Here is a 14253-nt window from a genome sequence, read left to right as displayed (position 1 = left end):
CGTATAGAGGGACCTAGGTACGGTCGATCGAACCTACTCCAGCCAAAACGCGCTCTGGGCGTGATACACACGGTGATCGGTAGAAGGGCACGCTGAAGATACTGAACTTCAAGGGTGAGTCCTTGCTACTAGTTTGTGTCGACGTATCTCCCGTAATCACAGTTTGCCGTAGGCTATCAATGGCACTGACCTGTCCGGTTCTCCACCGCCGGGCGGTCCGCAGGGCTTTAAGAATGCACTTGGTAGATTGAGGGACTCATATCAGTCGGTCTTGTTGTCCAGTCACTCCGGGGCCAAACCATACCGTTCCCGCCTTACATAGCGCCAGTTCAACATCACCGCCGCCACCGCCAGCCCCGACGCGAGGCCCCACCAGATGCCGGGGGCGCCGACACCCGCCGGGAACGCCAGAAGATAGGCGACCGGCATGCCGACCAGCCAATAGCTGATCAGCGCCATGATCATCGGCACGCGCGTGTCCTTCATGCCGCGCAGGACGCCGGCGCCCACCGCCTGAAGCGCGTCGGCGAGCTGGAAGACCGCCGCCACGAGCAGCAGTGGCACGGCGGTTTCCAGCACATCGGCGGCGTTTTCGTTGGCCTGATCGAGAAACAGGCCGACGAGCCGCTCGGGCACGAGCCAGAAGAGCATCGCGGCCAGGAAGGCGATCGATCCGCTGATCAGGATCACGACGGTTCCCGCGCGGCCGAGGGCGACCCTGTCGCCTCGCCCGGCGGCCAGTCCGACGCGCACGGTCGCAGCGCTCGCAAGCCCCAGAGGGACCATGAAGGAAATCGCGGCGATCTGCAGCGCGATACCGTGGGCAGCGAGCGGGATCGTGCCGAGCCAGCCCATCATGATCGAGGACGTCGCGAACAGCCCGACCTCGGCGATGATCGTCGCCGAAATCGGCAGACCGAGGCGTACGACTTCCAAGAAGGCCGGCCAGTCGGGCCGCCAGAAGCGGGCATAGAGCTCATAGCGAGCCAGGGCGGGGGCTGCGAGCGTGTAGCCGATGAGAAGGCCAGCCATGGTGAGATTCGCCAGAACCGTTGCCAGCGCCGCCCCGACGATTCCCAGGGCCGGCGCGCCGAGATGGCCGAAGATGAAGACGTAGTTGAAGCCGGCATTGGCGAGCGCACCGGCGACGATCACCGAAAGCATCAGATAGGCGCGATTGACCACGGTGAGGTAGGCGCGCAGGCTGAGGATCGCCAGGGCCGGAAACATCGACCACTGGCCGAGCGCCATATAGGCGGCGGCAAGGCGCGAGATCTCCGGTTCCTGTCCGAGCGCCAGAAGGATCGGACCGACCAGGGCGAGCGGCACCATGGTGACGGCTCCATAGAGCATCAGCACCCAGAGGCTCATGCGGATCGAACGGCGCACGCCGCGGGGATCCCCCTGGCCTTCGGCCGTTGCCGCCAGCGGAACCGCGGCATGGGCAAAGCCCGAACCGAAGATGAAGAAAAGAAAGAACGCCTGCGTCGCCAGGACCGTTGCGGCGAGTTCGCCGGCGCCGAGCCAGCCGACCATGATGGTGTCGGTGACGTTCATCGTCACCTGTGCCAGCTGCACGCCGATCAGCGGCAGGCCGAGCACCAGGGTCGCACGCGCATGCCCGAGCCACGTCTGCCCCGCCACCCCGCTCGCGGCGGCGGCCTGTGCCGTTGCATCGTCCTGCAGCATTGGGCCCATCCTTTCGGCAGGGCTGTAGCCCGCCGCGCGGCGGATGCCAATCCGGCGTGGCTGGAAGGAGAGTTGGTTCCGATGCACCCATCGGGGCGCGTCGCCTCAACGTGGAGAATTCCAGTCGACCCAACCACATGAGAGGCAGTGCCGGCCGGGCTGCTTCGCTCTTTCTGTTGCGGTCAGGGCGATCGAGTGGGGGTGATACCGTTCCGTTCCGTCATCCTCGGGCCTGTCCCGATGATCTCCTGAGAGATGTTCTTAGAGCTCTCCGCGGGAGGAAGGATATCTCCGAAGATTCTGATGCGACTCTGGCTGTGGATCCTCGGGACAGGCCCGAGGATGACGGCGCGTCGTGCTTCTTGTTTCGCATATCCGCCTATGCGGTTGCCCCGGCGGCGCCGGGACCCCCATTGTGGGCAGGGGCAATGACCGTTAGAGCAGGTTCATTGTTTGAGCCATCAATCAATACAGCGTCGAGAAGGGTTTCCCGCCATGTCCCGCCCGAACATTCTCATCATCATGGTCGATCAGGCCAATGGGACGCTGTTTCCTGACGGGCCGGCGGATTTCCTGCACATGCCGCATCTGAAGGCGCTGGCCGAGCGCTCGACCCGGTTTCAGAACAGCTATACGGCGAGCCCGCTCTGCGCGCCGGGGCGGGCGTCCTTCATGTCCGGGCAGTTGCCGTCGCGCACGCGGGTCTACGACAATGCGGCGGAGTTCCAGTCGGCGATCCCGACCTATGCCCATCATCTCAGGAAAGCCGGCTATCACACCTGCCTGTCGGGCAAGATGCATTTCGTCGGACCGGACCAGCTCCACGGTTTCGAGGAGCGGCTGACGACCGACGTCTACCCGGCCGATTTCGGCTGGACGCCGGACTATCGCAAGCCCGGCGAGCGGATCGACTGGTGGTACCACAATCTGGGTTCGGTCACCGGGGCGGGCGTCGCCGAGATCTCCAACCAGATGGAATATGACGACGAGGTCGCCTTCTTTGCGGAGCAGAAGCTGTTCCAGCTCTCGCGCGGCCATGACGACCGGCCCTGGGCGCTCACCGTTTCCTTCACCCACCCGCACGATCCTTACGTCGCGCGGAGGAAATACTGGGACCTTTACGAGAATTGCGAGCATCTGGAGCCGGTGACCGGCGCCATTCCGTTCGAGGATCAGGATGCCCATTCGCAGCGACTCTATCAGGCGAACGACTACACCAAGTTCGACATTCTGAGCGAAAACGTCCGCCGCTCGCGGCGCGGCTACTTCGCGAATTTGTCCTATCTCGACGAGAAGATCGGCTCGATCCTCGACGTGCTGAAGCGCACGCGCATGGACGAGAACACAGTGATCGCCTTCGTCTCCGACCATGGCGACATGCTGGGCGAGCGCGGCCTGTGGTTCAAGATGAGCTTCTTCGAGGGCTCGGCCCGGGTGCCGCTGATGATCTCGGCGCCCGGCCTTGAGCCGCGCCTCGTCCACTCTCCGGTGTCGACGATCGACATGACCCCGACACTCTGCGATCTCGCCGGCATCGACATGGGGGCGATCAAACCCTGGACCGACGGCCATTCGCTGCTGCCGCTGGTCAACGGCCATGAGCGGCCGGAGCCGGTCTATATGGAATACGCCGCCGAAGGCTCCTATGCGCCGCTCGTCTCGATCCGCGAGGGGAAGTGGAAGTTCAACCATTGCGAACTCGACCCGCCGCAGCTCTTTGATCTCGAATCCGATCCGCAGGAGATGACCAACCTCGCGGGCGACCCCGCCCATGCCGAGACGCTCAAGGGCTTTCAGGCGCAGATGCGGGCGAAATGGGACATGGCGCGGTATGACGCCGAAGTGCGCGAGAGCCAGGCCCGGCGGTGGGTCGTCTATGACGCGCTGAGGAACGGTGCCTATTACCCCTGGGACTACCAGCCGCTCCAGAAGGCGTCGGAGCGCTACATGCGCAACCACATGGACTTGAACGTCGTGGAGGAGAACGCCCGCTTCCCCCGCGGGGAGTGAGGTTGAGGCGACTGAATATAGCGTCTGCGACAGGGCCTGAGGGTAACCCCTCTGTCCTGCCGGACATCTCCCCCCGCAAGGGGGGAGAAAGGCCTTCATCGATGGTAGCGCCCACCACTCTCCCCCCTTGCGGGGGAGATGTCACGAAGTGACAGAGGGGGGTCTGCAACGGTGAGGATTGGGCTGAAGTCGGAAGGCACGGCCGAAACGAAAGTGGCCAGATCCCGCTCGACGGTCAGAACTCCTCCCAGCCATCCTCTTCCGGCGTCGCGCGCTTGACGGCGACGGCACTGGCGCGGCCGGACGCGGCGCGCACTGGCGGCGCATGCCAGAGCGTGACGTCGTCGTCCGCATCGTCGTCATGCGCCATGGTTGGCGCAGGGCGGTGGAGGGGGCGCCCGTGGTCGGGGGCGGACCTGAACTTGGGCTTCGACTTCGCCGGCGCAAAGCCGGAAATCAGGACGGCCAGCGTCTCGGTCTCGGCGCGCAGGTTCTGGGCAGCGGCGGTCGTCTCCTCGACCATGGCGGCGTTCTGCTGGGTCGCCTGGTCCATCTGCTCGGCCGCGCTCGAAACTTCCTTCAGATTCACCGCCTGATCCTGGGCGCGCTGGGAGATTTCGGCAACGAGGCGGCTGACTTCCGCCACCTTGCCGACGATCTCGCCCAGCGAGTCGCCGGAAGCCGTCACCAGCGACACGCCTTCCTTCACCTGACCGTTCGAGGCGTTGATCAGCTGCTTGATTTCCTTGGCCGCGTCGGCCGAGCGTTGGGCGAGGCCGCGGACTTCCTGGGCGACGACGGCGAAGCCGCGTCCCGCTTCGCCGGCGCGTGCCGCCTCGACACCGGCATTGAGCGCCAGAAGATTGGTCTGGAAGGCGATCTCGTCGATCACGCCGATGATCTTCACGACCTTCTGGGACGACTGCTCGATTGCCGACATGGCGGAGATCGCCCGTCCGACGATGTCGCCGCCGCGACCGGCCGTCTCCTTGGCGGTCGCTGCCGCGAGTTCGGCCTGACGCGCGCCTTCCGCCGTTTCCGCAACGGCACCGGAGACGTCGCCCAGCGAGGCGACGGTCTGTTCCAGATTGGCAGCCTGCTGCTCGGTGCGCCGAGCGAGATCGTCGGTCGCGACGAAAATCTCACCGAGCCCCGTCGCGAGCGAGGAATTGGCGATCGACAGCGCGCTGAAGGTCTGTTCGAGCTTCTCGGCGAGCCTGTCGAACTCTTCGCCGATTTCGGAATGATCGCCCATCTCGTCAGCGATCCGAACGTTCATTTCCCCTGCGCTCAGCCGCTTGATGCCTGAAGACAGGGTTCCCATCGTCTCTTCGAGCGCCTCCCGCTCGGCCGAAAGGGAGGCCGTCTGCTGCTCGATCTTCTCGAGCTCGCCGAGGCGACGGCGGGCGTCGGCTTCGGCGCTTGCGGCGTCGTTGCGGCTCGACTGCTTTTCGATGGCAATGACGGCCCGGGCGATGTCGCCGAGTTCGTCCTCCCGTTCGGCTTCCTCGAGCGGGGCGCGGGTTTCGTCTTGGGCCCGGCTGGTCAGCGCCGCCGAAAACTGGGTGAAGGGTCCGACGATCTTGCGAGCGGCGACAAACCCGCTCAAGAGCGCGACCAGCGCGATCAGGATGCTGCCGGCGAGCACCAGGGGCCCGGGTGCGAAGCCGGCGGTCGCCGGTCCCGGATTTGCGGTGGTCGCGGCGTTTTCGTCGCCGTCGGCGGCCGAGACGCTTGCCGTCTCGACCGGGTCGATTGAGGGGACATCTGCAGTGGCTGCTCGCCGCAGCGTCGCGACGTGGTCGGCAAGCGCGCGGGGCAGGGTGATCAGCATGCCGGCGCGAAGCTCGCGCATGCGCGCGGCGAAGTCCTTCGTTGCGCCGAGCTTCTCGCCATAATCCTTCATCAGCGACAGCGATTCCCGCGCCCGTTCGAGCTGGGCAGGGTCCGTCATCAGCTTGGTCATCGCCGCATGCCGGCCAATCGCCTCGTTCAGCTTGGACTGCGCCACGTCGAAGGCGGCGCCTTCGTCGGTGCGCAGGAACCGTTCGGCCGAGACGAGGCTGGCATTCAGGGATTCGAAGGTGGCGGTCGCGTGATAGAGCGCCTCGATGTCGAAGGCGCGCCAGGCAAGCTTGATCACGTCGGACATCGCCGAGACGGCCAGCGGTCCGGATTCGGCCACCGCGCCCGTCGCCTTGGCCTCACCGGTTCGCAGGCCGTAGAGTTGGTCCATCGCCGACTGCCAGGAGGCGATACCGGTCTCTACCCGCTTCCAGGCGGCCTCCGATCCTGCGTCGCCGGCGAGAAGGCGGCGGTCTTCCGGCGAAAGCTCGCCAAATTCGCTCGCGGCGCTCTGGAAGCGGTCGTAGCTGTCCTTCCGGCCGTCCTCGATGAAGTCCACGGCCGCGATTCGCAGGCGTTCGAGATCGCTGGAAGCGCGCAAGGCGAATTCGCCGAGCGGGGCCGGTTTGTTCAGCCGGGCAGGTGCTGGAGCAGCAGGAGCAGGAGCGGGTGCGATCCGGACCGGCTGCGGCACCGCCGTCACCGCAGGTGCGGGACTTGCCTCCGGCCATGCCATCTGGGCGACGAGACCGAGCGCGATCGCCAGAATGGCGACCGGCAGGAATGCAACGATGATCCGGCCCTTGATGCCCACGCTTGTTACGTTCTCTTTTCCGACATGGTCCGCAAGAATGCGGGTCCAGATGATTTCGCATGCGGGTCTTGTTCGTGGCTGTCGCCCGGTCACGCTCCGCCGACGCGGCCGGTTCTCAGGCGACGTGAGGCGATCCTAACGTCGCGACTTGGACTGGCGCTTGCCGAATCGCGCAAGGTTGGCCGGATGCGGCTATAACCATCTGATCATGCAAAAATGCATAGCAGCTATGCATGGACCTTTGAGGGACTCGTCATTGTCGGGTCAAGGTTCAGGCACTAGACTTCGATCACCGACGAATACGGGAGAGATCGGCCCTCGGGCCGGCGCCGAAGGAGCAACCGCCCCGGAAACTCTCAGGCAAAGGGACCGTTTCGTCGCAAAAATCCGAAGAGTGGCGGCCAGGGCACCGGCCGTCCGCCGAAGGAGAAAGCACGAGGCCGGGTACGCCGGCTTTCTGTGAAGCTCTCAGGCTCATGACGGGAGGGGCGCGCACGGATCTCCGCGAAAACCGCGGAAGAAAGGCTCGTCATGACTTCGATCGCCGTCATCGGCGCCGGCATCACCGGCATCACCACCGCCTACAAGCTCCTCATGCGTGGCTTCGAGGTCACGATCTTCGATCGTCAGGCCTATGCTGCAATGGAGACGTCCTTCGCCAATGGCGGCCAGCTATCGGCCTCCAACGCCGAGGTCTGGAACCGGCCGAGCACCTTCCTCAAGGGCCTCAAATGGATGCTGACCAAGGACGCGCCGCTCCTGGTCAACCCGACGCCGTCCTGGCACAAGCTGTCCTGGATGGCCGAATTCGTGCTCGCAGCCCGCAGCTACGAAGAGAACACCATCGCCACCACCCGGCTCGCCATCGCCGCGCGCCGGCATCTCCTCGACATGGCCGAGCGCGAAGGCTTCGACTTCGACGTCGAAAAGCGCGGCATCCTGCATGTCTACGAGGAACAGGGCGAATTCGACCATGCAGCCGAGGTCAACAGACTTCTTGAAAAGGGAGGGCTGAAGCGCGTCGCGGTTTCCGCCGAAGAGGTCGCCGCCATCGAACCCACGATCCGTGGCAAGTTCATCGGCGGCTTCTTCACTGAATCCGATTTTACCGGCGACATCCACAAATATACGCGCCGCCTGGCCGATGCCTGCCGCCGCCGTGGCGCTCACACCCATTTCGGCGCGGATGTCTCGCGCCTTGCCTCCAATTCGGATGGCAGCGTTGCTGTCTCGTGGCGCTCAAAGGACGGAACCGATGCATCCCGGCAGGAGCGGTTCGACGGCGTCGTCGTCTGTGCCGGCGTCGCCAGCCGCGAATTCGCGCACCAGCTCGGGGATCGGGTGAATGTCTATCCGGTGAAGGGTTATTCCATCACCGTCAATCTGGACGACGAGGAGAGCCGGGCCGCCGCCCCGATGGTCAGCATCCTCGACGATCATGCCAAGGTGGTCACCAGCCGCCTCGGTGCGGACCGACTGCGCATCGCGGGCACGGCCGAATTCACCGGCGAGAACCGCGACATCAAGGCGGCCCGCATCCGCCCGCTGGTCGAGTGGTGCCGCACGCATTTCCCGGGCGTTTCGACCGCCTCCGTCGTGCCCTGGGCGGGCCTGCGTCCGATGATGCCGAACATGATGCCGCGGGTGGGGCAGGGCCGCCGGCCGGGCGTCTTCTACAACACCGGCCACGGCCATCTCGGCTGGACGCTCTCCGCCGTCACCGCCGACATGATCGCCGGCGAGGTTGCCGGCGCCTATTCCCGGCGCGTCCGGCCCGGCGTCTCGGTCCAGGATTCGCACGAGGGCCTGGCAACCCAAGGCGTTTGATCCAGCTTCCTTGCCGGCAACGATCGCCTCTATACCCTGAGGGCAATGTGCTGCGACTGGTGCCAATTAATTCGGGCGCAGCCTTTGCCGTCGCTTGCCGCGCGAATGCCTGCCGCCTGGAAGACATATCTCCTAAGTCGCAGGTCGCAGACGGGAAACGATCCATCCGCCTCGCCGTTTCGGAGCAGGAAGGGTAAGGCGAGCGGGAAACGGGCTGGAGGACGATCCCCGGGACATGAGCAAGATCGACGAGAGCGACGAAAAGGAGCCTACCTTCAGGACCGATTTCGATCCGGCCTATGGCGCGGCGATCGCGGTGGCGCCCGACATCCTTCGGGTAACGGCGAACAACCCATCTGCCTTCACCTTCAAGGGCACCAACAGCTACGTGTTGGGGAGCGACCGTGAATGCTTCGTCATCGATCCCGGTCCGGACGACGACGCCCATAGCGATGCGCTCATTGCGGCGATCGGGGAGCGCACCGTCGAGAGCGTGATCCTCACCCACAGCCATCGCGACCATGCGGCCCTGGCCGCCGACTTCCGGCAACGCGTCGACGCCCCCTTGCTCGGAATGACGGCAAGGCCGCGTGGTGACGATGGCGGCGTAGGGCTCGACGCCGCCGCCGAAACCGGTCTTGCCTTCGATCGCGTTCTGCAAGACGGCGAGGTTCTCGACCTCGCGGGCCGAAGGCTGGAGGTGGTGGCGACGCCCGGCCACGCGTCCGACCACATTGCCCTGGCGCTGCCCGAGGCGGGCGTTCTGTTCTCCGGCGACCATGTGATGGCGTGGTCGACACCGGTGGTGGCGCCGCCCGACGGGGTGATGCGCGACTACATGAGTTCGCTGCGCAAGCTGCTGACGCGCTCGGAAGGTCGTTATCTGCCGGGTCACGGCGGGCCGGTCGAAAGGCCGATCCCTTTCGTGCGCGGACTTATCCGCCACCGGACGATGCGCGAAGCGGCGATCGTCAAGCGCATCGAGGCGGGCGACCGCACGATCCCTCAGATCGTCGCCGCGATCTATCAGGGGCTCGATCCACGCCTGCACGGCGCCGCCGGCCTGTCCGTGAAGGCCCATCTCGACGACCTCGAAGAGCGCGGTCGCATTGTCTGTGAAACCGATGGGCCTTTGCAGGACCGGCACTATCGGCCTGCCGATTGATACCGACCACGCTGAAGCGCCCTACGACGACGTCGCCACCTGCCCCGCAAGCGCCGTGTCGAGGTCGTCGAAGAAGCTCTCGAGGAAACGGCGGTTCTGACCGAAATCGACACCGATGGCCCGCGATGCCGAACGGGCGTCGACGAAGGTCTCGTTGCCGTCTTCCTGAATGCGGATGACGATGTCGCTCGGGAGTTCGAAGACGAAATCCTCGGCGGTGGCTTCGATCTGGTAGCGGTCGCTGTCGCGGGTGGTGACGAGATCCGCCTCGGTCAGGTTCCGCGCCTCGGAACGCGGCGTGGGGATCGGTGCCTCGACCGTCCCGCTGACGCCGAGATCCCCGCTCTCGATGGCCTCGGCGATTTCCTCCGGCCGACCGACCTCGACCTCGTTCACCTCCCAACCCCGGTCGGCCAGGACGAGACGCACCGCCTTGTAGACTTCCGGTGCGACGGCGAAGTAGCGGCGACCGGTCACGAGGCTGGGCCGGTCTTCGGCATTGATCGCCAGACGCCAGCGCTCGGCCGCGGTTGGAGCGGTCTCGATCACTTCGCCGATCGTGTCGGGCTCCATGCCTTCCGTGTAGGCGAGATTGGCGCGCGGATTCGTGTAGAGGAGATAGGCGGCAAGACCCAAGGGCAGAAGTGCCAGAACCGCAAGCACGAAGGCGGCGATCGATTTGCCGCCGCCCAGAACGCCGCCGAACCAGACGCGCATGAGGCTGTAGCACGACAGGAGAAAGGCGAGGAGACCCATCCCTGCGCAGAGCAGAAACAGGCCGATCAGCGCGCGCAATTCTATTCCGCCGAGCCGGTAGACGGCGAAGCCGGCAAGCGTCGTCACGAGGGAGAAGCCGGCGAGCCAGCGGGCGAAACCCGCCAGACGCAGCCGCTTCCTGACATAATGACCGGAGACCGGCAGATGGCCGAAGGCGCTCTTCATCGCTCACGCTTGGAGTTCTTGTCCGCAGCCAATCCTACAGAAGCTGCGGAGCTTTAGGAAGCGCGCCCGGGCCGAGGACGGCGTTCGAGCCTTGCTGGCGATGCGTCAGGCCGTCGGCAGGACGTAGTCCCTGAAGTCCTCGCGAAGCGTCGTCTTCTGGATCTTGCCGGTCGCGGTGTGGGGAATCGCCTCGACGAAGACCACGTCGTCCGGCATCCACCATTTGGCGATCTTGTCCGAAAGAAAGGCCAGGATGTCCTCCTTCGTCGGGTCGCAGCCTTCCTTTTTCACGCAGACGAGCAGCGGTCGCTCGTCCCATTTGGGATGCTGGAGGCCGATCACGGCGGCTTCGGCCACCTCCGGATGGCCGACGGCGATATTCTCCAGCTCGATCGAGGAAATCCATTCGCCGCCCGACTTGATCACGTCCTTCGCCCGGTCGGTGATCTGCATGTAGCCGTTCTCATCGATATGGGCGACGTCGCCGGTATCGAACCAGCCCTCTTCATCGAACATCTCGGCGCCCTGATTCTTGAAATAGGCGCTGGCGACGGCCGGCCCGCGCACCTTCAGGCGGCCGAATGTCTTGCCGTCGCGCGGCCGCTCCACATTGGCATCGTCCGTCACCTTCATCTCGACGCCGAAGGGCGGGAAGCCCTGCTTCTCCTCGACGTCGAGCAGTTCCTCGCCTGTCTTGTCGGCGACTTCCGGCTTGAGCGCGCAGAGCGTGCCCAGCGGGCTCATCTCCGTCATGCCCCAGGCATGGACAACCTTGACGCCGTAGCGGTTCTGGAAGGCGTCGGTCACCTTGCGCGGACAGGCCGAGCCGCCGATCACCACGCGGTCGAGCGTCGGCAATTCGCCGCCGGAGGATTGCAGATGCTGGAGCAGCATCAGCCAGACCGTCGGCACGGCAGCCGAACAGGTGACCTTTTCCGTATTGATCAACTCGTGGACCGACGCCCCGTCCATCTTCGGGCCGGGCATCACCAGCCGCGCACCGGCCATCGGCGCCGTGAGAGCCAGACCCCAGCCGTTCGCATGGAACAGCGGCACGATCGGCAGCATGGAATCGCGGGAGGCAAGCCCCATGGCGTCCGGCGCCTGCGATAGCATGGAATGCAGCACATTGGAGCGGTGGGAATAGACGACGCCCTTGGGATTGCCGGTCGTGCCCGAGGTGTAGCACATGCCGGCTGCGGTGGTTTCGTCGAATTCCTTCCAGGCGAAGTCTCCATCGACCTCGTTCAGCCATTCCTCGTATGGCACCGCGTTCGCGACCTTCGTCTCCGGCATGTTCGCGGCGTCGGTCAGCACGACGACCTTCCGGAGACTGGGAAGTTTGGGCTGAAGCGCCTCGACGAGGGGCAGGAAGGTCAGGTCGACGAAGAGGAGCTTGTCCTCGGCATCGTTCATGATCCAGGCGATCTGTTCGGGAAACAGCCGAGGGTTGAGCGTGTGGTAGACTGCGCCGATGCCGGTGATCCCGTACCAGCATTCCAGATGCCGCCAGGTGTTCCAGGCCATGGTGGCGATCCGGTCGCCGACCCCGAACCCGTCCTTTTCGAGCCGCTGGGCAAGCTTGAGCGCGCGCTCACGCACGGCCTTGTAATTGGTGCGATGGATCGGGCCCTCGACCGAACGGGAGACCACCTCGCGACGCGGGTGTTCGCGCGCCGCATGATCGATGATCTTCGAACACAAGAGCGGCCAGTCCTGCATCAAACCGCGCATGAATTTCCTCCCGTATTTTGCGACGGCCGCTGCATGGACGGCGTCTTTTTCGAGCAGCCAATGTCTTCCGAAAGCCGCGGGCTTGTCCACCCGGCGGACCGGCCGCCCAAGTTTGGACATGTCGGCGCGTCACACTCCTCGCCAAGGGATAAGACAGGGGGAATGACGATCATGTCCATCGATATCGATCAGGTGCAGCCAGGCCATGTCTTCGAGGCCGGGGAGGGCGTGGAGACGGTGGAGTTCGAGCTGGCGCTCGACGCCACGGACCTCGCGGAGGGTTCGTTTGAGGATTGCGTGAGGCAGGCGGCCGAAATGATCGGCGGCGAATTCCTGTTCGCCATGCCGACGGACGGCACGTTCGAGGACGTCTCCCAGATCGCCGCCGTGCATCTGGCCGAAAACAGCCGCGGCCGGGTGCTGTTCGCGGTCCTGAACGAAGAGGGCGATGCGATCCGCGTGCCCGATCGCGACGAGGTCGGCGAACGCTTCTACGGCTTTGCGCGCGCCTTCATCGGCGTCCTGACCCGCATCCGCGACGAACTGCCCTTCGGCCACATGGAGCCGGAAGGCACGGCGTAGGCCTGCCGAAGATGTCTGTCGCCCGCGAGGACTTCCGAACCGACTGGCGTCGGAGAGGCGGCATGGCGGCAGGCTCGCTCCGCGGTCACCATCCTGCCGCAGCAGGGGCGGGCGGTAAGACGTCAGTGGGTTGAAGCGAAGAGCTCGACGAACGATAGCGGGGTGGAAGCCCTCCTATGGACGGAGGCGGCGCTGGTGTGTCGGCAGCCGTCGTGTCAAGTGACTGTTGTCCAGGTCTTCTGCCCTGACATCGGAAAGCCTGGCGATCGTCCTCAACTCGCGGCCCTCGTTCCCGGCATCAATGCCGGGAGAAGCCAGTCTATTCTTCGGCGCGGCTCTCGTTTTCCCGATCCCGCTCATAGTGTCGCGCGATCGGAAAATCCGGAAGCCAGGATTCCCGGCGAATGGTCCACAACTCATAGGTCGGAACCAGTTGGTCGGGCTTGTCCAGTGAACCCAGATGCACCTCGATCTCGTCCGCGCTGACCGAGTAGACCGAGGATCCGCAGCAAGGACAGAAGAAGCGCCCGGCATAGTCGCGCACCTCCCCCTCAACCGTCACCGCCTCGCGCGGAAAGACGGCAGAAGCGTGAAACAGTGCGCCGTGATGTTTGCGGCAGTCGAGACAATGGCACAGGCCGACGCGATAGGGCTGGCCTGTTGCCAAAATCCGAACGTCGCCGCAGAGGCAGCCACCGGTAAACCGGTCCATCCCTCGCCTCCCGGATTCAGGATCTCGCGGCGAACTGCCGCTTGGCCGGAATGAAGACGCTTCCAGCGCTCAAAAGATCAAGACCAGATCATCTGCTTGTCGCCGAGGATCACGACCCGGCGAGTTCCCGCCACCGCTTCACCGAATTGGCACTGGCCTCTGCCAGAAGCCGCACGTCGTTGGAGACCGTCGTCAGGTCGAAGCCCCACCCAATCGCGCGCGCGGCATAGTCAGGCGATGCGCAATGCAGGCAGGCCTTGATGCCGTTCGCCTTGCAGGCCGCGAGAATCCGCTTGATCAGGGCGATCATCTCGTCTTCCTCCCGGTCGAAGCCCGGGGGAAGACGCCCCTCGGAATTGCCGAGGGCGAGATCGGCGGGGCCGATATAGAGCCCGTCGAGACCGGGCGTCGCCGCGATCGCGTCGAGATTTTCGACCCCCTCTCGCGTTTCGATCATCGCCAGCGCCAGCACTTCGTCATTGGCCGACAGGTCGTATCCGCCGTAGGCGACGGTCGCGCGGGTGGGGCCAAAGCTGCGCTGGCCACGCGGCGGGTAGCGCGTGAAGCTGACGAATTCGGCGGCCTCTTCGGCATTGTTGATCATCGGGCAGATGATGCCCATCGCCCCGGCATCGAGCGCCTTCATGACGATGCCCGGTTCGCGCCAGGGCACCCGGGCCATCGGCACGACGCCTGAAGCCCGCATCGCCTGGAACATCGGCAGGAACGAGGAATAGTCGAGCGCGCCGTGCTGGATATCGATCGTCAGAGAATCATAGCCCTGCGCCGCCATGATCTCGGCGGTGAAGGAATTGCCGATGGAGAGCCAGCCATTGAGCGCCGGCCGGCCGGAATCCCATATCTCCCGCAATCCGTTCCTGAACATCGCCTCCCCCTTGCAATCGGCCAACACTCAGTCAAGCCAAATAGGCC

10 protein-coding genes and 1 riboswitch are annotated in these 14253 nt (G+C 64.9%); of the genes, 4 read left to right on the top strand and 6 right to left on the bottom strand.

Annotated elements, in window-relative coordinates:
* Positions 1–282: 282 nt before the first annotated feature.
* Complete coding sequence (locus MF134_RS22380; RefSeq protein ID WP_255341638.1) at positions 283–1689, bottom strand: MATE family efflux transporter; 1407 nt, start codon at positions 1687–1689, stop codon at positions 283–285.
* Positions 1690–2184: 495 nt separating this feature from the next.
* Here MF134_RS22380 and betC point away from each other — a divergent pair, with 495 nt between their 5' ends.
* On the top strand, positions 2185–3699 hold the full coding sequence (gene betC, locus MF134_RS22375; RefSeq protein WP_255341637.1) for a choline-sulfatase: 1515 nt from the start codon (positions 2185–2187) through the stop codon (positions 3697–3699).
* 235 nt (positions 3700–3934) lie between these two features.
* Here the strand turns inward: betC and MF134_RS24125 are convergent, their stop codons facing one another.
* Positions 3935–6358: a methyl-accepting chemotaxis protein gene (locus tag MF134_RS24125; RefSeq protein WP_255341636.1), complete on the bottom strand. Its 2424-nt coding sequence runs from the start codon at positions 6356–6358 to the stop codon at positions 3935–3937.
* A 292-nt stretch (positions 6359–6650) separates the two neighbouring features.
* Positions 6651–6740, top strand: a riboswitch (glycine riboswitch).
* 149 nt (positions 6741–6889) lie between these two features.
* Here MF134_RS24125 and MF134_RS22365 point away from each other — a divergent pair.
* Together MF134_RS22365 and MF134_RS22360 are read left to right on the top strand one after the other, a co-directional pair.
* Positions 6890–8185 (top strand): D-amino acid dehydrogenase, encoded by a 1296-nt coding sequence (locus tag MF134_RS22365; protein ID WP_255341635.1) that lies wholly within the window; start codon positions 6890–6892, stop codon positions 8183–8185.
* Between the two features lie 235 nt (positions 8186–8420).
* Positions 8421–9350, top strand: a complete 930-nt coding sequence (locus tag MF134_RS22360) for an MBL fold metallo-hydrolase (protein ID WP_255341634.1) — start codon at positions 8421–8423, stop codon at positions 9348–9350.
* A gap of 21 nt (positions 9351–9371) precedes the next feature.
* On the opposite strand, the gene MF134_RS22355 is transcribed toward MF134_RS22360, so the two are convergent.
* Positions 9372–10292 carry a DUF1499 domain-containing protein gene (locus tag MF134_RS22355; protein WP_255341633.1) on the bottom strand — a complete coding sequence of 307 codons (921 nt, stop codon included), beginning with the start codon at positions 10290–10292 and terminating at the stop codon, positions 9372–9374.
* Positions 10293–10397: 105 nt separating this feature from the next.
* Positions 10398–12026 (bottom strand): long-chain-fatty-acid--CoA ligase, encoded by a 1629-nt coding sequence (locus MF134_RS22350; protein ID WP_255341632.1) that lies wholly within the window; start codon positions 12024–12026, stop codon positions 10398–10400.
* A gap of 171 nt (positions 12027–12197) precedes the next feature.
* On the opposite strand from MF134_RS22350, the gene MF134_RS22345 reads away from it, so the two are divergent.
* On the top strand, positions 12198–12608 hold the full coding sequence (locus MF134_RS22345) for a hypothetical protein (protein ID WP_255341631.1): 411 nt from the start codon (positions 12198–12200) through the stop codon (positions 12606–12608).
* Between the two features lie 319 nt (positions 12609–12927).
* Here MF134_RS22345 and MF134_RS22340 read toward each other — a convergent pair whose 3' ends face one another.
* Both MF134_RS22340 and MF134_RS22335 read right to left on the bottom strand, forming a co-directional pair.
* A complete protein-coding gene (locus MF134_RS22340) occupies positions 12928–13320 on the bottom strand; it encodes a GFA family protein (RefSeq protein WP_255341630.1) in 393 nt (130 codons plus the stop codon).
* A 109-nt stretch (positions 13321–13429) separates the two neighbouring features.
* Complete coding sequence (locus MF134_RS22335; RefSeq protein ID WP_255341629.1) at positions 13430–14206, bottom strand: HpcH/HpaI aldolase family protein; 777 nt, start codon at positions 14204–14206, stop codon at positions 13430–13432.
* Between the last annotated feature and the right edge of the window lie 47 nt (positions 14207–14253).

Origin of the sequence: Jiella marina (assembly GCF_024359545.1) — a bacterium.
Lineage (GTDB): Bacteria > Pseudomonadota > Alphaproteobacteria > Rhizobiales > Rhizobiaceae > Jiella.
This window is presented reverse-complemented; position numbering and strand designations above follow the sequence as displayed.

What these genes read in the sequence shown, in the direction of transcription:
- MF134_RS22355 (WP_255341633.1), bottom strand. Translation starts at nt 10,292, where the DNA reads ATGAAGAGCGCCTTCGGCCATCTGCCGGTCTCCGGTCATTATGTCAGG.
- MF134_RS22380 (WP_255341638.1), bottom strand. Translation starts at nt 1,689, where the DNA reads ATGCTGCAGGACGATGCAACGGCACAGGCCGCCGCCGCGAGCGGGGTG.
- MF134_RS22360 (WP_255341634.1), top strand. Translation starts at nt 8,421, where the DNA reads ATGAGCAAGATCGACGAGAGCGACGAAAAGGAGCCTACCTTCAGGACC.
- MF134_RS22335 (WP_255341629.1), bottom strand. Translation starts at nt 14,206, where the DNA reads ATGTTCAGGAACGGATTGCGGGAGATATGGGATTCCGGCCGGCCGGCG.
- MF134_RS22350 (WP_255341632.1), bottom strand. Translation starts at nt 12,026, where the DNA reads ATGCGCGGTTTGATGCAGGACTGGCCGCTCTTGTGTTCGAAGATCATC.
- MF134_RS22365 (WP_255341635.1), top strand. Translation starts at nt 6,890, where the DNA reads ATGACTTCGATCGCCGTCATCGGCGCCGGCATCACCGGCATCACCACC.
- betC (WP_255341637.1), top strand. Translation starts at nt 2,185, where the DNA reads ATGTCCCGCCCGAACATTCTCATCATCATGGTCGATCAGGCCAATGGG.
- MF134_RS22345 (WP_255341631.1), top strand. Translation starts at nt 12,198, where the DNA reads ATGTCCATCGATATCGATCAGGTGCAGCCAGGCCATGTCTTCGAGGCC.
- MF134_RS22340 (WP_255341630.1), bottom strand. Translation starts at nt 13,320, where the DNA reads ATGGACCGGTTTACCGGTGGCTGCCTCTGCGGCGACGTTCGGATTTTG.